Origin of the sequence: uncultured Ruminobacter sp. (assembly GCA_902764345.1) — a bacterium.
In the GTDB taxonomy this organism is placed as follows: Bacteria; Pseudomonadota; Gammaproteobacteria; order Enterobacterales; family Succinivibrionaceae; genus Ruminobacter.
Map to the genome: position 1 here is coordinate 20,942 of CACWVT010000001.1, position 18,119 is coordinate 39,060.

The following is an 18,119-nucleotide window of genomic DNA, read 5'->3' on the forward strand; positions in this document are numbered from 1 at the left end:
TTTAATCAGCAGCTTCAAGAGAAGCCTTAATCTTTGACATGGTAGCCTTCTCAAGCTGTCTTACTCTCTCAAGTGACACGCCAAGCTCTTCCGAAAGCTCGCTCAGCGTAGCCTTGTCACTGTCAAGCCAACGTCTCTTAATGATATGGTAGGATCTGTCATCAAGTTTACCAAGAACATCATTAAGACGTAACATCATAGCTCTGCTTGAATCCGCATGTTCATAATTAAGACTGAAGTCTGATGAACTATCGACAAGATAATTTGAAGGAACGTTCTCTTCCTCTTCCTCACCATCGACGGAATAACCATCAAATGCCACGTCATTGGAATTTAAACGAACTTCCATTTCATTCACGTCATTTGCAGTAACGCCCAGTTCATCCGCAACCTTGGCAGTATCATTCATATTCAGCCAACCGATTGTTTTTCTTGTAGCCTGACGAAGCTTAAAAAACAGTTTTCGCTGAGCCTTGGTGGTGGCAACCTTTACGAGGCGCCAGTTTTTAATCACATAATCGTGAATCTCTGCTTTAATCCAATGTACCGCAAACGCAGCCAGACGAACGCCCTGACTTACGTCAAAACGCTTTACAGCCTTCATTAGGCCCACGGTACCTTCCTGAATTAAATCAGCGAGAGGAAGTCCGTATCCAATGTAGCCCCTTGCAATACTTACGACAAATCTAAGATGAGCAAGAACAAGCTTTCTTGCTGACTCGATATTGCCGTTTGAATGAAAATCAACGGCCAGATCATGTTCTTCCTGTGCCGTAAGTAAAGGAATAGCATTTACAGCACGAATATACCCGTCAATGTTACTGCTAGGAACTAACATCATCGAATTCTGATTCAGTGTCATTTCACATTATCCCTTAACAAAATCTTCTACATTCGTATACGCCTGAAACCTGCGCACGACGTTATTAACGCAATCCGACTGATTATGATACTCTACAGCAGACTGTTTAACCATTCTCTGTTAAATATAGACAGCTCACTTCGTGATTAGTTTCAAACTTACATACTCAATAATAGATCAATTTTGTTAATATTTCACTTATTTTAGATAATTTTGAAACTATATATCTTCTAAACACCATAAATTAAAATCTCTGATGACATCTCTTACTGAACATCAGGTTATTGGGAATATCATTATCCAGTAAAATTTTATGAATATCCGCAATCTTCTGTGCATAACCGGTTAAATTCATTACTGAATTCTGTAAAAATAACAGAAATTCACAACTTTACAGGAAATCCCTAAATCAAATATAAGAAAGAATAACGGGGAAGTTTTCCCGAAAAAAATCAAATCTTACAGAACTGCCTCCTGAAGGATATTAAACATGTTTGAAATCAAAGGTAAATACTGCACGGCCATATGTTATGCATCCGTTGCCGATTCCTGTTCAGTGGAACAGATAAGAAGAATGTGCAATCACGTATTCACCGATGGGTCCAAAATCAGGATAATGCCTGATGTTCATGCAGGAAAAGGATGTACAATAGGCACCACCATGACCATAACCGACAAAGTTGTTCCAAATGTCGTCGGAGTCGATATTGGCTGCGGTATGTATACCATTAATCTTGGGAATACTGATATTGATTTTAGGGCTTTCGATGCCGCAGCGCACAGACTGCCTTCGGGAAGAAACCTTCATCGAAGCCCTGTAGAAAATTTTAATTTCAAAGAATTGCGGTGCTACGCAAATATTCAGAATCTGCCCCGACTCAATGCCAGTCTTGGAACGCTGGGCGGAGGTAATCATTTCATTGAAATTGACGAAGCCACTGACGGTACAAAATATCTTGTTATCCATAGCGGCAGCCGTAATATCGGCAAGCAGGTTGCAGAATACTATCAGAATCTTGCAATCAAACTCAATTACAATTCCAAAATACCGGAGGATCTCTGTCATCTTAGCGGAAATTACCTTAATGACTATCTTCACGATGTTAATGTTTGTCAGCTTTTTGCTCTGAGGAACAGGGAAATCATGGGAGATATTCTGCTTAATGAATGTGGCCTTAACCGAGGAACCACCTTCCACACTGTTCATAACTACATTGATACAAAAGAAATGATTCTGAGAAAAGGAGCTATTGCCGCTCATAGTGGAGAGATGGTTCTTATACCAATTAATATGCGTGACGGGAGCATTATCGCACGGGGAATTGGAAAACCGGAATGGAATTACTCAGCGCCTCACGGAGCAGGACGAGTGCTGTCTCGCACCCAGGCTAAAAACACTCTAAGCATGGATGAATTCAGAGAAACAATGCAGGGCATTTACACAACATCAGTATCCTCAGCCACTCTGGACGAATCTCCAATGGCATACAAATCCATTCATGACATTATCGATGTCATTAACGACTCAGTGGATATAATAGATGTACTAAAACCTGTGTACAACTTTAAAGCGTAGAAGAGTACCCGCACTCCTCCCCTTTCAGATAATGGACAGCTGAAATTAATTCACCGACCAATGTACAGAACAGCTACTGCGGACGTATTCTGTTGATGCTGCTCCTTGCACTTATGAAAGACACAAGCATGCATATAAAGGTACTTATGACAAACATCATAAGCAGCTCCCTGAAGTTCAGCCCCCTGAACATTATATGGGTTCCATACGCCTCAGCCACATGATTTAAATATCTTTCAGTAGAAAAAATCACAATGGTTCCCAACCACCATGACACAAAACAACCCAGAAATCCGAGCCACATGCCAAGATATACGTAAGGTCTGATGATGTAGAAATCAGTTGCCCCCACCAGTTTCATCACCTCAATTTCATTGCGATGAAGTAACACTCTGTTAGAAACGGTATTTATCAGGGTAAACACCAGCGAAAGCAAAAGTATGGCGGCCATAACTGCAGTAATATAGCGCATGGCATCTGTAATAGAATTGATTTTCTTGAACCAGTCACGGTCTACCCTTACCAGTTCAACGTACTTGTTATTCTTTATTTCCTTGACCAAAAGATCAAGATTCTCTGTACTTGCTTCTACCTCTTCGGAAGGAATAAGCACAACCGCATGAGGCAAAGGATTTTCAGCATTCCCCATAACTTCATGCTCACTGATTCCCATTGATGAGGCAAAAGATTTAAGACCATCATCCTTGGTAATCAGCTCGGCTGATTTAATTCTCCCGTCTGACTGCAGGTCATCCTTAATCTGAAATGCAACTACCGAATCAACATCATTCTTCAGATATATGGTTATGTTTCTGCCAATTGTGAGATCTGATGTAGACTCCTTGAAATTCTGCATAAACACATAGAATATTGACGGAATGGTAAGTGTCAGAGCTATTACGGCTATGGCAAGAAGCGTTCCCGTGAAATTCACGCTTACCAGAGTGTTATAGACATAATGAATATCTCTTAAGTTACGTCTTATGAAACCTATCAGACTTCTCATACCTCACCATCCTGCCTGTAATTACCGAAACTGACTGAATTCACCGTCATAAACAAGATGTCCTCTGTTTAAAACCAGTGTACGGTGAGGTTTAGTTGCCAGCAAATCAATGTCATGACTTGCCATAATCACGGTTGTCCCGTCCTGATGCAGCATCTCAAAAAGATCCAAAATATCCAGTGACAGTCCTTTATCCAGATTTCCGGTAGGCTCATCGGCAAGTATCACGTCAGGATGAGCCACAATGGCTCTGGCAATTCCAACACGCTGCTGTTCACCGGTACTCAGGCAGTATGGGTAGTATTCATCCTTATGTCTGAGACCAACCTTATCAAGAACCTGCCTAACGAGATCCATGGATTCTTCCTCGGTGTAATCCCTTATAAGTAAAGGCAACGCCACATTCTCTGCCACTGTTCTGTTCATCATCAGATGATGGTCCTGGAAGATCATGCCTATCCTGCGTCTCAGAAAAGGAATCTTTTTTAAGGATATATCAGTAATATCCTGATCATTGAACAGAATCTGTCCAATGCTTGCCCGCTCAATAACGGCGATCAGTTGCAGCAGAGATGTTTTACCAGCTCCGGAATGTCCCGTGAGATAGACAAATTCACCGGGATTTACCTTAAAACTTATATTCTGCAGGGCTATCTGCCCCTGCTGATATATCTTGCTAACTGATTTAAACTCAATCATTGAACCGTACCATGACCAGTTATGGTCTACTCTTCATCAAAGAGAGCCTTAACGAAATCATCCGCATTGAACTCTCTCAAATCATCTATTCCCTCACCGACACCTATATAACGGATAGGAATCCCGAAATTATCGGCAATATTAAAGATTACCCCGCCCTTTGCCGTGCCATCAAGCTTGGTAATATTAATACCGGTCAGCGGAACGACATCGCCGAAAAGTTTTGCCTGACTTATCGCATTCTGTCCCGTTCCGGCATCTACCGTCAACATAACCTCGTGCGGAGCATCAGGATCAATCTTCTGCATGACACGTACAATTTTCTGAAGCTCCGTCATCAGATTGGCCTTATTCTGCAAACGTCCGGCAGTATCTGCTATCAGTATGTCATATCCCTTGGCTTTGGCGCTCGCCAGAGCATCATAAATCACTGAAGCACTGTCAGCTCCCGTACTTTGGGCAACTACAGGAATGTTGTTACGCTGCCCCCAGACCTTTAACTGCTCAACGGCGGCAGCTCTGAAAGTATCACCGGCAGCAAGCATGACCTTATGCCCCTGCGATTCAAACAGTTTCGCCATCTTGCCGATGGTTGTGGTCTTTCCTACCCCGTTTACGCCCACCATCAGAATGACAAAAGGCTTTTTGGATGTATCAATGACAAGAGGGGTAGATACCTTGTCCAGAATACCGTGAAGTTCCCCCTTAAGACGCACAACGAGACTGTCCGCATCGGTCAGTTCCTTAAGTGAGGCTTCTGCCGTCAGCTTTTCTATAAGCTTTTCCGTAGTTTCAATGCCTATATCCGCCGTAATCAACGTTGACTCAAGATCTTCGAAGAGCTCATCATCAATCTTTCTGCCTTTAAAGAGAGCCTTAATGCCAAGACCAAGGTTTTCTCTTGTTTTTTTCAGGCCAGTGACGAGTCTTTTAAAAAACCCCGGTTTTTCCTTAGGAACAGGGAGAGGCTTCTCATCCTGCACCAGTGTCGCATCAGCGGAATTTTCAGGGGCTGCGGTCTCTTCAGTTTCGGCCGCAACATTTTCAACAGGTGTTTCTATATGTTCTGCACTATTTTCATTAACCGTTTCGGAAACGTTAACGGAATTTTCATTCTCCGGTGACACAACCTTATTTTCTTCTGACTGTTTTCCCTTACCAAACCAGGAAAACCAACCTTTCTTAGTCATAATGTTCTTCTTTATACTTTAGTGTTATATTTGTTAAAAGATTTCAGACTGACACTCCCGGGACACTGATCCTGGGATTCCTGCTTCAACCTTCGAGGCGCAGCAGGGCTGTGTCTTACACGAAGTCTAGGAAGTACGATACTTCCAGCCTACGGCGCAGGCTTAAATTTCCGTATGTCATACGGTATTATCAACAAAAACACCGGCAGTAATTCCCGGAAGAAATCCTGAAAATATTCCGCCTGCCGTGGTTTTAGGTTAAATCTGCGAATAGAAACAAAGTGACTACAGCAGATCATCAGACGATAAAGAGTCTTTTATTTAAAAAACATTATTATTTTACCCAAATCGTGTTCTAAAATATACAAATAATTCAATAGGCTTCAGGTATAAAATGAACAAAAACAAAACATCCGGCTCAGCCAGCGGAATAATCAGAATCATTTCCGGACTGCACCGGGGCAGAAAGCTCCCGGTTCTCGATGCACAGGGACTGCGTCCGACCACGGACAGGGTAAAAGAAACCCTGTTTAATTGGCTAATGTTTAAAATTCAGGATAAAAAGGTTCTGGATGCCTTCAGCGGTGCAGGATCTCTTGGTTTTGAAGCTCAGTCAAGAGGAGCATCGGAGGTGGTCATGCTTGAACTCAGTCCTCAGGTAGCTGACCAGTTGAAGAAAAATGCTGACACTCTCAAATGCTCAAATGTAACAATAAAACAGACAGACACCATAAAATATCTCAAAGGATGCAACCGGAGCTTTGATATTATTTTTCTGGATCCACCTTTCAGAACAGGACTGCTTGAAGAGTCGCTGAAACTTCTTAATGACACCATCGCTCCACAGGGATGCCTTGTTTATGTTGAACATGAAAAAGAAAACGAGCCGGAACTACCGAAAAAATTCAAACTGATTAAGGAAGGTCATGCCGGACAGGTAACGTATTCCCTCTATGAAATCGTAGCCGACTAACAGAAAACATCTCAATGTTTTCTGTTGCATGCCAACGACTGACTGTTAGAACATGACGTCTACCCCAGAATCATCTCGGTATCCCGTTTGTGACGATTTTCCTCTATGATGCCGAGATATTTGATGGCCATAACCTGGCCATTCTTCAGTTCCCTTTGGCTTAGGTGAGATAGCAAACTGTTTTTGAAATTTATGGCATCCCTGTATGTATTATCAAATGACAGACAGAGAACCGTCCACATGTAGGCATCAACATAACTTCTGTCCACACCGGCTCCGTCCCTGTACATTTTGGCAAGTTCAAGCTGGGCTTCGTGATCACCGCATTTGGCGGCTGTTGACAGAAGATCTCCGGCACTGAAATTATTGATCTCACATCCCAGACCAAAACGATACATTTTACCGAGCAGGGTTGTGGATTTTAAATGATTCTGCCCCACGGCTCGCTGGAGATAGCCGATAGCCTTGGAATAATCTCTTGGAAACAGATTTCCCTCCATGAAAAGACATGCCAGGTAATACAACGCATCCGCATAGTTACGTTCAGCAGCCTCTCTTATCAGTTTCAATCCGTAATCAACAGAACTGTTTCTGACTTTTTCCTCCATGTGAAGAATACCAAGTCGATATGCGCATTCAGGAATATTTTTCTTGGCACCTATGTACAGCCACTTTTCGGCCTCATCATAATTTATCTGGATGTTGGAGTTATTGCGAAGATATACATTGGCCAGCAGGGAATATGCCTTATCATAATTGGCATTCACCAGAATACGGTAATAATTCGCAGCCTCATGATAATCACAAACTCCGCCTATCCCCTTCTCATACATCTGTCCAAGTGCAAGATATGCCTTCAGATACCCCAGTTCTCCGGCCTTACGGAAGTAATTAAATGCATCTCCTGTTTTGGAAATCATTCCAATGCCCCTGTAACAGAATATTCCCATCATGTAGAGAGCTTTCACGTAATTCTGCTCAGCAGAGTCATTTATGAGTGAAACAGCTCGACGATAATTACGCGGTACTATTTTCCCTTCGTAATAAATCATCCCCAGCTCATAAAGAGCCTCCCGATTACCCTCTGCAACAACCTGTTCCAGGAGCTTAAGCCCCTTCTCAATATTCTTAGGAACCTCACCTCCGCTCAGATAAAGTCTACTGAGTATCAGCATGCTCTGTGAATGGCCGAGTGCAACCTCCTTTTCCAACAGATTCATAGCCTTTTCAGGAGAACTAACGGAACTCTTGGGATTCATGTAAAGACTGGCCAAAAGATCTACGGAATTGTCACTCCCATGCTCCACTGCCTGACTCAGATATTTTTCAGCCAGTGACTCATCCCTCATGCAACCACGGCCGTTGATGTAACATATTGCCAGTGATTCCATTGCCGGAATATACCCGCTTTCGGCAGACTTAACATAAAGTGAAAACGCCTTGGCATAATCCTGCTGGACGCCTCTTCCGTCAAAATACATCTTCCCCAGCCTGAACAGCGCCTTTGCATTCCCCTTATCGGCGACCATTCGATACCACTCAACGGACTTCTGCAGATTTACATCCAATACCTCGCCTTTGTCATACAGTTCGGCCATATAAAGCTGGGCATCGAGATCTCCTGCATTTGCAGCCTTCTCACACCACTGAATCGATTGAGCAAAATCCTGTCTGACACCTTCACCCTTTGAGTACATTTGTGACACCAGATACTGTGCCCTTGGTTCGCCTCCGAGAGCCGCCTTGTTCATATACTCAAAAGCTTCATGATACTTCGGCTTGTAATTGTCATATTCTTTAAGATATTTATATCCATGCTGCTTGTCTGGAACCTGCTGAACCAATCTGAAAGAACTTGGCATTATGTCCATATCTGCAGGTCGTGCATAATTCTGAGGAAATGATTCTGCATCAAGCCTCTCCTTCAGCATGGATGCATATTCATACATTGCTGCAATATGCTCATGATCCGCCGCCTTCTTATACCAGACCATTGCATCATCGGTAAGTCCCCTTTTATGGTATATGCAAGCAAGCTTATACTGCGCTTCAGTAAAGCCTAACTCTGCAGACTTACTGTAAAGTTCATAGGCGATGTCGGAATATCCTTTACCTGATATGTCTCCGATAATGCCTGAAAGCATGTCGGCAGCCGCACCTGATTTAAGCAAATCAGTTGCTACTCCCTCACCTGCCGTTTTTTCTTTATCATCGACACTTTCATGCTCATTAACTGACTTAATTGTCTCATTTTTAAAGGATGATGATTCAGCGGACTCTCTTTCCACTGTCGTCGTACTGACATTTTCATCGGATTTCCTGTCCTGAGCATCATCAGCCTGCGTATTTTTCGAACCTGACGGTCCGCTGGCATCGGATTCTACATTCTCATCGTGCTCATCAGCTGAATTTCGCCGGTTATCAATAACCTTATCAAGCGCCTTATTTTCACCGAATCTCTCAAAAATCAGAGCGAGAAGATAGAGTGATTCACTGTCCTGTTTATCGGCAACATGCTTAAGAAGTGGAAGAGCATCACTGTACTTTCTTTCCAGAATGTAAAGTTTGGCAATCTCAACGTATGCTCCTAGCACACCCTCAGCCTTAGCCTTTTCCAAATATTCACGCGCCTTTTCGGCATCATACTGAACAATGTCATCACGCAAATATATCTGAGCAAGCATCATATACGCTTCAGGACACAGTTCCTTCACCTGATTTAAAAGTCTTACGCCTTCCTCAGGAGAATAAAACTTATTCTTTCTGTCGGTATAAATCTTTGCAAGTTCACAATGAGCTCTGTAAATTCCCTGTTCCCTGGCGCGGCCAAGCCAGAGCAGAGCCATCAAATCATCCTTCGGAACACCTTCACCTCTGAAGTACAGACATCCAAGCTCATACTGAGCCATTGCATGTCCCTTCTGAGCGGCACGACCAAGCCAGAAAGCCCCAACTTTAAGATCCCGACTTTCCTCATCAAGGTTTATCATGCCGTATTCATACATGGCATTTACATACCCCTGATTAGCGTAATAAAGCACTGATTCCTTGCGTCTTTCAATCCCGAGATCTACGTTCCCGCCTTTTAAAAAATCCTCCTCGGTATATTCTTTGGGAGGAGTGAGATGTTGGGAATCCAGGGTCATTGCATCATCAATACTGTCTTGAGTCTCCTTTAGACTCTCCAAACGGTACTTTGCCGGAGGAAATCCCATGTCTGCACTTTTCTGCAAAAGTTTTTCCGGATCTTCTGATGTCCTTGGATTAATAACCTTGTCCAGAATCATGGTAGCGATAAAACATAAAGCCTCCGCATGATCATTTCCCCGGCACTGTCTGAATAGAGATGCAGCTTCCTCACAGTTACCTGAACGGTACAGAGCCTTTGCTTCAGAAAGGAGTGGAGAGTCTGTTGCTGTTTCTTCCCGATGCATAACGAATCCCGCCGATTTATCTAGATATCTGTCCAACGCATTCCGTGACATGTGCATGCCTTCCGACAACCAGCAGGTCGGAACCATATTGCAGAGCACAAAGACGGAAAGTCTTATAAAATCTTAACACATGCCGTGTAACGGCATGTCAACTTAATGGTAAATTTATGAGATTCCTAACCTAAAAACAGGAAAGGATACAGACGAACAGCACACAGACCAATTTATTCTGAATACTGTCAGAAACATGGACCTGACCAATGAAAAATGTAAGATGATAAATGATGCCGTTTAGTTCACTGCAGGTCATTCGCGCATTACTGCTCTGAAGAACGGACAGGACTGTAAATGTCAAAACGATGATTCTTGGTTACGACTTCAGCAACTTTTCCCTTTTCATCCAGAACCTCTGCCCACTTAGGATTTTTCATGACAACTCTTCTTGAGGCCATGTTACGTGCAGCAGTTAACAACTCATGACGATCGTCATCAATACCTATAAGATCATGAAAGGTTCTCATCTCCTTTTTAACAAGAGCAGATTTCTGCCTTTCGGGATACATGGGATCAAGATAAACAGTATCAGGTATAACTGGGCCGGTGTAGGATGCGATATCAGGAACGTTTTCCATAATCATTCTTTCCCGATAAATTTCAGGATCACCAATCTTTGCAGCCCTTTCAAGACCATTCTTGAGAAGCAGACGCACCACCGGATTTCTCTCGAACAGATGAACGGTCGCCCCCAGATATGCATTTACAAAAGCATCTCTGCCAAGCCCTGCGGTAGCATCAAAAATAACAGGTGCATTCATGTTGCCGAAACAGGCTCTGGCAACGGCTTCTGACTTTTTTCCTCCGCCAAACTGTCTGCGGTGAGCCATGGTTCCACCGGTAAAATCCACAAATACCAGCCCCTGACGCGGCTCATTAACACTACCAAGGCCAACGACTCCATCTGCCAGTTTTAAAAAAAGAGGGGAGAAACACCATACGTTCCGGCAAACATCCAGATCCTGCTGACAGGCATGCGCCAGCGCAGTGTCCTCAACAATAATCTGAAGCCTGTACTTATTTTCAGAACTCATGCAATTTTCCTGTTCCACGGAGAAAATACTGCTGATAACGGCATTTAGAGCTGATTTCTCAGAGCCTTGAGCACCGGAGCAGGATCTGGTGCGACCCCGCGCCACAGATTAAAACTGAGAGCAGCCTGTCCAACCAGCATGCCTAATCCATCCGACACCTCTTGAGCGCCATTAGACATGGCATAGTCGGTGAATACCGTTGCACCGGTCTTGCCATACATTAAATCATATGCCAGTACATTACTGTACATGCTTTCGTTTATCCTTGGGACTTCACCGTTTAAACTAAGAGAGGTGGCGTTCACGATAACATCAAACATCCTTCCTTCAGCCAGGAGTCCGTCATACGTAGTCACATTTATTTCATTGAATGACTGCTTTATCAGCTCAGCCTTTTCAATTGTTCTGTTAACCAGAAGAACAGATTCGGGCTTTTCATCGAGAATGGAACCGATAATACCTCTTGCGGCTCCGCCGGCACCAAGAACCAGAATGTTCTTACCTGAAAAATTCCAGCCGAGACGCTTAATGTCATAAATAAAACCGGCGCCGTCGGTATTGTCACCTATCACGGAACCGTCATCGCAAAACTTTAACGTATTTACTGCTCCAGCCCTTTGAGCTCTGTCAGTCAGTATGTCAGCGTAGGCAAAAGCCTGTTCCTTAAATGGAACAGTAACATTAAGCCCCTTACCTTCTTTCCTGAAAGCATCAACAGTCCCCTTAAAATCATCCAGCGGACACAGAAGTCTTCCGTATTCCATGTTCTGTGATTCCGCTTCCGCGAACATTGTATGAATAAACGGGGAGCGGCTGTGATTTATTGGATTGCCAAGAACGGCATACTTATCCATTATCTATCTTTCCTCTTAAAACTTCTGCTGTAAGCCCATTAATTATGGTGCTTGGACCAACTCTTCCGTCAGTAGCTCCGCAGACAATATAATCAAGTCCGTCGGCAAAGCAGGACACGACTTCCTCATAACTGTCAAGCGAACGTTCACCGCTGAGATTGCAACTTGTGGATACAACAGCCCCACCATATGCAAGACACAGTTTTCTGACGGCAGTGCTTGCACTCACCCTAACGGCAATTGAGTCTCTGCCTCCGGTAAGCAGTTTAGGAAGAAGCGGATTGGCGGGAAGAACCAACGTATACGGCCCTGGCCAGAACCTGTTCATAAGCTCACGACTCAAGTCAGTGAGCCTTTTTTCATCAATGAAGGGGACAACCTGACTAAAATCAGCTGCTACGATTATCAGTCCTTTGTCAGGATTTCTTTTTTTTAGATTCAGAATCCTGCTTAAAGCCTTCTCGTCAGTAGGATTACAGCCTATACCGAACACGGCCTCAGTAGGATAGGCTATGACTCCCCCCTGCCGCAGAACTTTTGCGGCCTCCTGAAAAACATCAGTATTGTCCATTATGCGAATCAGCCTGCAAGCTTGGCCTGAAGAGCCTTATCCTTTGCCCTTACGGCATCAGCGGCTTCACGACGCTGTTCCTTAACTCTGGCAGAAAGTTCTTCATCGGACACGGCAAGAATCTGAGCAGCAAGGAACCCTGCATTTTTAGCACCGGCTTTACCAATGGCAACGGTAGCAACAGGAATTCCGCCAGGCATCATAACGGTTGAATATAAAGCGTCAACGCCATTAAGTGGACCGCAGTCAACAGGAATGCCGATTACAGGTTTAGTGGTTATTGCGGCAACAGCTCCTGCAAGATGAGCGGCGAGACCTGCCGCACAAATAAATACACCGCAACCGCGATTTTCGGCATCAGTTACAAAATTATGGGTGTCTTCAGGAGTTCTGTGGGCAGAAGTAACCTTAACTTCAACCCTGATACCAAAATCCTTAAGTACATCTATTGCATTCTGAACTATCGGTAAATCAGAATCAGACCCCATTAAAATTGACACAAATCTATTAGACACAGTAAAACTCCAGTTTCAAGAGTACGGAAATGAAAACATAAAAATGCAGCTCTGCATTCCTGCCTCCAATTCTATCATATTTATCATAAATTGGTTGTTTCCGGGATATCTGTCAGACACTATTCATCAGCCTTACACCTGTTACCGCAAACCGCACACACGTATTTTCTCCCTGTTCTCATTTTTCTGATGACATGCACCTCGGATCCGCATACCAGACATTTTCTGTGAATGGGCTGATGCGCCAGATTAAACCTGCATTCAGGATAATTACTGCATCCCCAGAACACCTTGTTGAACTTTGTTTTTCTGACCTGAAGCACACCGGAACCGCACTCCGGACAGGGAATCTCCTCTGCCATTTTGTCTTTATATACGTAATGACACTCCGGATAATTGCTGCAGCTTATGAACTGACCGTATCTGCCGCTTTTAACCGCCATGGGATATCCGCATTCCGGGCATCTGGTATTTTCAAGAACACGCTCCACGGTAACAACCTGTTTCACAACAAAAGGAGTCATGTAACGGCATTTTGGGAAACCGGAGCATCCAAGCATCAGACCTCGTCTGGTGGCAATAAGTTTAAGCTCACTGCCGCATTCAGGACAGATACCATAACTTTCACTGCTATCCTCCCCGGCAACAACCTGTTCATTTTCAGAGGGATTTTCGGGGCTTGTCTGATTATCACCTTTTTCATCTAAAGGCATATCATCACTAATTCCTAGCATGTAATATCCTATAATCAGAGTGTTGCGTCAGCAACAGACTTTACGAATTGTAAACAGGCATCTGAGTAACGTCTGTTCTTTCTTTAAGATATGCAAAAAGGACACGCATCAGCGTGTCCTTTTATTCTACATAAATTTAACTTCTTCGTTAACTCTTATGGCTTAAGAAGAGGGTATCCCTTGAATATGGCATCGGAATTATTCATGATAACCGCAAGAGAAACATTATCGTATGTGCGATATACCATAGCCTGTCCAACTGTATCATCTGGCAACACGTTATCCGCAGAAGATACCAGTCTTCTGCCCATACCTGACATGCTTGCGTATGCGGTATCATCGGCGCTGTCACCTACAAGCTTAGCACCAGGTCTGCCAATTACGAACACATCACCAACTGACACACCATCCTTACGACCCCTACCAACTATTACGGTGTCATACTGACCAGCAACACTGCTGCTTTCTTCAGCCAGAGCGATGATTGAGGCATCTACGGTCGCAGCCTTAGGAACGAAGTACAGACTATATCCGTTATCATCGTTCAACGGGAGAACATAGTCACCATTAAGCACGGCATCCTTATTCTTAACAAGATAAGCTCTGTTGAACTTGCCATCCTGATTACCACCGACTACAACACCAGCAAAGATGGCATGGTAAGCAACCTTCTCACCGTCATCATTAACAAGAGCCTGACCCTTATGATAAACGCCATACTGCTGTCCCTTGTTTAATTTACCGTTAATGTAAACATCCTTGGTTTCAGCAAAAAGACGACGTTCCTCATTATTACCGGCCACAAATGGCAGTTTGTCAAGTTCTGACTGAGCGTATGGAAGAACCACATCATTTCTTAAGAAAGTCTTGACAGTTTCGGCATTGATGGTAGGAATAGGACTATCCTTATGGGTAGAAGCTTCACGCTTGATGTATGGCTTGCCATCGATCCAAACCAAGGTAAGAACATCACCCGGATAAATCCAATGAGGATCGCTAATCTGAGGATTAACATTCCAAATCTTTGGCCAGTACCATGGTTTTTTCAGGAATTTTCCTGAGATATCCCAGAGAGTATCGCCCTTTTGAACTACGTATTTGGTAGGATGATTCTCATTAACTTCCAATGTATCAGCCATAGATGCTGTTGCAAACAGCACTGAGGCCATAAAAATTCCTAATTTTTTAAGTATCATACTGATCCCTGCTACTTTTATTCAGTCCATGCCGTACAAACAATCAATACTTCGCTTGTACGAATTTTTCTTCAGTCATTCGCATCCCAGCATGAATTCCGTCAATGTCAGCATCAACCAATCTTGCAAGATCACCAAAATGACTCTAATTTAATCATAGTATCTAATAGATTAAATTCATAATGTTTAAGTCGCAATAAATACTACTTTTTTTTAAATTATCGATCACAGTTTAGAATTAAAATACAATTTTATATGCATTTTTTGCATTATATGAGTATCACACGGAGCATGAAAATTTATGATTAAGTTTCGCTAATACGGCATTATGAACCGCAAAAACATGTCTGACTCTCAAAATGTCACTAAAACAGCAGTATCTGACACACCCTAAAATCCATCGTACACTCTATAACATCATCTATATGCTATAATGAATTTGATAGTCGTTCTGTACGGCAACAGACTTAATAAACACGTAGCAGAACACTGTTCATATTTTCCAGAATCAGACATTAACAAGGATTCCTTCCATTCATGGCTATTTTAGAACTGCTTTACTATCCTGATGAAAAGCTCCATCAGGTTTCCGCCCCAGTAACCGAATTTAACGATGAACTCAAACAGCTTGTTTCTGACATGTTTGAAACAATGTACGCAGATGAAGGCATCGGTCTGGCGGCCCCACAAATAAATGTATTTAAGAAAATTGTGGTAATTGACGTTGTAAATGAAAAAAAGCCTGAAGATCAGCTGGTCCTGATAAATCCGGAATTCACACATAAAGAGGGTTCCACCGGAATAGATGAAGGCTGTCTGTCTGTGCCGGGACTCCGGGGAAAAGTTGAAAGAGCGGAAAAAGTCACCGTAAAGGCACAGAATCTAAACGGTGAATTCTTTGAGCTGAATGCCGACGGTCTTCTAGCCATCTGTCTTCAGCATGAAATCGATCACCTGAACGGAAAACTCTTCATCGATTACCTGTCCCCTCTCAAGAGAAACATGTATCGTTCAAAGGCTAAAGCTCTTGCAAAAGAAAGGGAAAGACAGAAAAAACATCAGGATTGATTTTAACAACCGTGCCTCCTTAACACATAGAGAGGCACAATGCAGTTACATACACTCAAGAATAATGCCAGACGGGGTTATCCACACATGAAAATTATATTCGCCGGCACTCCGGATTTCGCCGCAGTACACCTGCAGAAACTCATAGATTCCAAAGCTGACATCTGTGCTGTTCTGACACAGCCGGATCGCCCAAAAGGGAGAGGTCATCATCTGGCTCCGTCACCGGTAAAGGAAGTTGCACTTCAGGCCGGAATTCCGGTTTACCAGCCTGAAAAACTGCGCAATAACGATGAAGCCATCCAAACGATTAGGGAGCTTAATGCCGATCTGATGATCGTTGTGGCATACGGTCTGATTCTGCCTGATGAAGTAATTTTTGCTCCTCGCCTCGGTTCCATAAACGTTCACGGCTCTATACTGCCGCGCTGGCGCGGGGCTGCTCCAATACAGCGTTCACTCTGGGCGGGAGATGCCGAAGCTGGTGTAACCATCATGAAGGTTGCTCCGGAACTTGATTCAGGAGATATCATAAGAATTGCCTCTGTTCCCATAACCGGTGAGGACACTTCTCTGTCACTTTATGAAAAGCTGGCCGAACTTGGGGCTGCAACCATATGTGAAATGATGCCAAACATTGAGGAACTGCTTGGACAGTCAATTCCTCAGGATCCGGCATTGGTTACTTATGCCAAAAAGCTCACAAAGGAAGAAGCCGTCCTTGATTTCAGTCTTGACGCAGAAACCCTTGAGAGATATGTCAGAACTTACATTCCATGGCCTCTTGCATGCTTCACTCTCGACGGAAATACAATAAAGGTACACAAGGCCGCGGTTCTGCGTGAGAAAACAGAAAGAGCTCCGGGAGAAATTGTCAAAGCCGGACGTGACGGTTTAGACATAGCCACTGCTAATGGAATTCTGCGAATCACTGAACTGCAGCTTCCTAACAAAAAAGCGATGCCTTTTGCAGACGTATTCAACTCAAAGAAGGAAATGTTCAGCACAGGCAGGATGGTTAATTCATGATTAGTTCCAAGAACCCGAGAACTCTGGCGGCAGAAATAATCACAGAAGCACTTCATGACGGTCAGCCTCTGATGGCCACGGTCAGGAAGAAAGCCAAAGCCATGTCTTCACAGGACGCATCTTTTCTTAAAGAGCTGGTTAACGGCATCCTCCGTCACAAACTGTATCTGGAAGGTATTCTTGACGCCCTCGTTGAAAAACCTTTTAAGGCCAAAAACATCAGGGTCAAATATGCCATTATGGCAGGACTCTACCAACTGGCATTTTTGAATACCCCTCATCATGCCGCCGTAAACGAAACAGTAAAAGCTGTCGGAGAGTTAGGTTTTGACACACTCAAAGGACTGACAAATGCAGTAATGCACGGCTACCTCAGAAAAAAAGAAGAGCTTGAACAGAAGCTTTATAAATCATATGAAACCAGATACTCATTCCCCCAGTGGCTGATTACCGACATTAAAGCAGCGTATGGCAAGTCCCTTGGCATGGTTCTGGAAAATCTTAACCGCCATCCTCCGCTGACAGTAAGAGTTAACACAGCAAAATGTCCTATGGACGAATACATAAAGCTGCTGGCTGATAATGGTCTTACCGGGACACCTGTACCAACGGTACCGTGTGCACTGGTTATTACTCCTCCAGTCAATACCGAAAAGCTCCCTCTTTTTGACAGCGGAGCTGTTTTCATTCAGGATGCGGCGGCACAACAGGCCGCAATCTTTCTAAACCCCCAGCCAGGCGACATCATTCTGGATGCATGCGCCGCTCCGGGCGGTAAGACAACCCATATTCTTGAATTATGTCCGGAAGTAAAAGACCTGGTGGCCATGGATCTTGACGAAGGCAGACTGATGAGGGTTAAGGAAAATCTTCAGCGGCTCCGTCTCAAAGCCAAAGTTATTTCAGCAGACGCATCATCAAGGGATCATTCATGGAGTCCATATTCCGAATATGACAGAATACTTCTTGATGCTCCATGCTCGGCAACAGGTGTCATAAGACGTCATCCAGACATAAAATGGCTGAGGACTCCTGACGAAATTAAGAGTATTGTAAAACTTCAGCGACAAATATTGGAAAATATGTGGCAAATGCTGAAACCTGATGGCATTATGCTCTATGCAACATGTTCAATCGAACCTGTGGAAAACACCCTCCAGATAAAAAACTTCCTTTCTGAACACAGTGATGCGGAACTTATACCGCTCACTGAAGGAGAAACGGCAGAAAATCCCGGACTGCAAATTCTTCCGGGACTGAATGACATGGATGGTTTCTACTACGCAAAAATGAAAAAGAATTGCTGATTCATTAAATAATCACA

General features: G+C 43.7%; 16 protein-coding genes. 5 read left to right on the plus strand and 11 right to left on the minus strand.

The genetic code is table 11. The features are described from left to right. Position 1: 1 nt before the first annotated feature. Complete coding sequence (rpoH, locus tag QZU58_RS00110) at positions 2–862, minus strand: RNA polymerase sigma factor RpoH (protein ID WP_294460617.1); 861 nt, start codon at positions 860–862, stop codon at positions 2–4. Between the two features lie 490 nt (positions 863–1,352). Between rpoH and QZU58_RS00115 the strand changes: the two genes are divergently transcribed. After that, positions 1,353–2,438 carry an RtcB family protein gene (locus tag QZU58_RS00115; RefSeq protein ID WP_294493640.1) on the plus strand — a complete coding sequence of 362 codons (1,086 nt, stop codon included), beginning with the start codon at positions 1,353–1,355 and terminating at the stop codon, positions 2,436–2,438. A 73-nt stretch (positions 2,439–2,511) separates the two neighbouring features. Here the strand turns inward: QZU58_RS00115 and QZU58_RS00120 are convergent, their stop codons facing one another. From QZU58_RS00120 to ftsY, 3 genes are read right to left on the minus strand one after another with little or no spacing between them, the layout of a single operon-like run. Further along, positions 2,512–3,444 carry an ABC transporter permease gene (locus tag QZU58_RS00120; protein WP_294460621.1) on the minus strand — a complete coding sequence of 311 codons (933 nt, stop codon included), beginning with the start codon at positions 3,442–3,444 and terminating at the stop codon, positions 2,512–2,514. Between the two features lie 21 nt (positions 3,445–3,465). Continuing rightward, positions 3,466–4,143 (minus strand): cell division ATP-binding protein FtsE, encoded by a 678-nt coding sequence (gene ftsE / locus QZU58_RS00125; protein WP_294460623.1) that lies wholly within the window; start codon positions 4,141–4,143, stop codon positions 3,466–3,468. A 26-nt stretch (positions 4,144–4,169) separates the two neighbouring features. Then, entirely contained in the window at positions 4,170–5,333 is a 1,164-nt protein-coding gene (ftsY, locus tag QZU58_RS00130; protein WP_363174801.1) for a signal recognition particle-docking protein FtsY, read from the minus strand. Between the two features lie 394 nt (positions 5,334–5,727). Here ftsY and rsmD point away from each other — a divergent pair, with 394 nt between their 5' ends. After that, positions 5,728–6,306, plus strand: coding sequence for a 16S rRNA (guanine(966)-N(2))-methyltransferase RsmD (gene rsmD, locus QZU58_RS00135; protein WP_294493642.1), 579 nt, complete (start codon positions 5,728–5,730; stop codon positions 6,304–6,306). A 59-nt stretch (positions 6,307–6,365) separates the two neighbouring features. Here the strand turns inward: rsmD and QZU58_RS00140 are convergent, their stop codons facing one another. From QZU58_RS00140 to QZU58_RS00170, 7 genes are all read right to left on the minus strand, one after another. Next, on the minus strand, positions 6,366–9,740 hold the full coding sequence (locus tag QZU58_RS00140; RefSeq protein ID WP_294493645.1) for a tetratricopeptide repeat protein: 3,375 nt from the start codon (positions 9,738–9,740) through the stop codon (positions 6,366–6,368). Positions 9,741–10,057: 317 nt separating this feature from the next. Continuing rightward, entirely contained in the window at positions 10,058–10,828 is a 771-nt protein-coding gene (locus QZU58_RS00145; RefSeq protein WP_294493647.1) for a class I SAM-dependent methyltransferase, read from the minus strand. Positions 10,829–10,872: 44 nt separating this feature from the next. Beyond that, positions 10,873–11,682: a shikimate dehydrogenase gene (aroE, locus tag QZU58_RS00150; RefSeq protein ID WP_294493649.1), complete on the minus strand. Its 810-nt coding sequence runs from the start codon at positions 11,680–11,682 to the stop codon at positions 10,873–10,875. Beyond that, the gene (locus QZU58_RS00155; protein ID WP_294493651.1) at positions 11,675–12,253 is read right to left on the minus strand and encodes an L-threonylcarbamoyladenylate synthase; all 579 of its coding nucleotides are present in this window, start codon (positions 12,251–12,253) and stop codon (positions 11,675–11,677) included. The genes aroE and QZU58_RS00155 overlap by 8 nt, the downstream gene beginning before the upstream one ends. Before the next feature lie 8 nt (positions 12,254–12,261). Next, positions 12,262–12,768, minus strand: a complete 507-nt coding sequence (gene purE / locus QZU58_RS00160) for a 5-(carboxyamino)imidazole ribonucleotide mutase (protein ID WP_294493654.1) — start codon at positions 12,766–12,768, stop codon at positions 12,262–12,264. Between the two features lie 119 nt (positions 12,769–12,887). Beyond that, on the minus strand, positions 12,888–13,502 hold the full coding sequence (locus tag QZU58_RS00165; protein ID WP_294493656.1) for a topoisomerase DNA-binding C4 zinc finger domain-containing protein: 615 nt from the start codon (positions 13,500–13,502) through the stop codon (positions 12,888–12,890). Between the two features lie 155 nt (positions 13,503–13,657). Further along, on the minus strand, positions 13,658–14,698 hold the full coding sequence (locus tag QZU58_RS00170) for a LysM peptidoglycan-binding domain-containing protein (RefSeq protein ID WP_294493657.1): 1,041 nt from the start codon (positions 14,696–14,698) through the stop codon (positions 13,658–13,660). Positions 14,699–15,235: 537 nt separating this feature from the next. Here QZU58_RS00170 and def point away from each other — a divergent pair. The 3 genes from def (at position 15,236) to rsmB (ending at position 18,102) form a co-directional block, all read left to right on the plus strand. Further along, the gene (def, locus tag QZU58_RS00175) at positions 15,236–15,766 is read left to right on the plus strand and encodes a peptide deformylase (RefSeq protein WP_294493659.1); all 531 of its coding nucleotides are present in this window, start codon (positions 15,236–15,238) and stop codon (positions 15,764–15,766) included. Between the two features lie 87 nt (positions 15,767–15,853). Beyond that, positions 15,854–16,795, plus strand: a complete 942-nt coding sequence (gene fmt, locus QZU58_RS00180; protein ID WP_294493661.1) for a methionyl-tRNA formyltransferase — start codon at positions 15,854–15,856, stop codon at positions 16,793–16,795. After that, entirely contained in the window at positions 16,792–18,102 is a 1,311-nt protein-coding gene (rsmB, locus tag QZU58_RS00185; protein ID WP_294459881.1) for a 16S rRNA (cytosine(967)-C(5))-methyltransferase RsmB, read from the plus strand. The genes fmt and rsmB overlap by 4 nt, the downstream gene beginning before the upstream one ends. Positions 18,103–18,119: the final 17 nt, after the last annotated feature.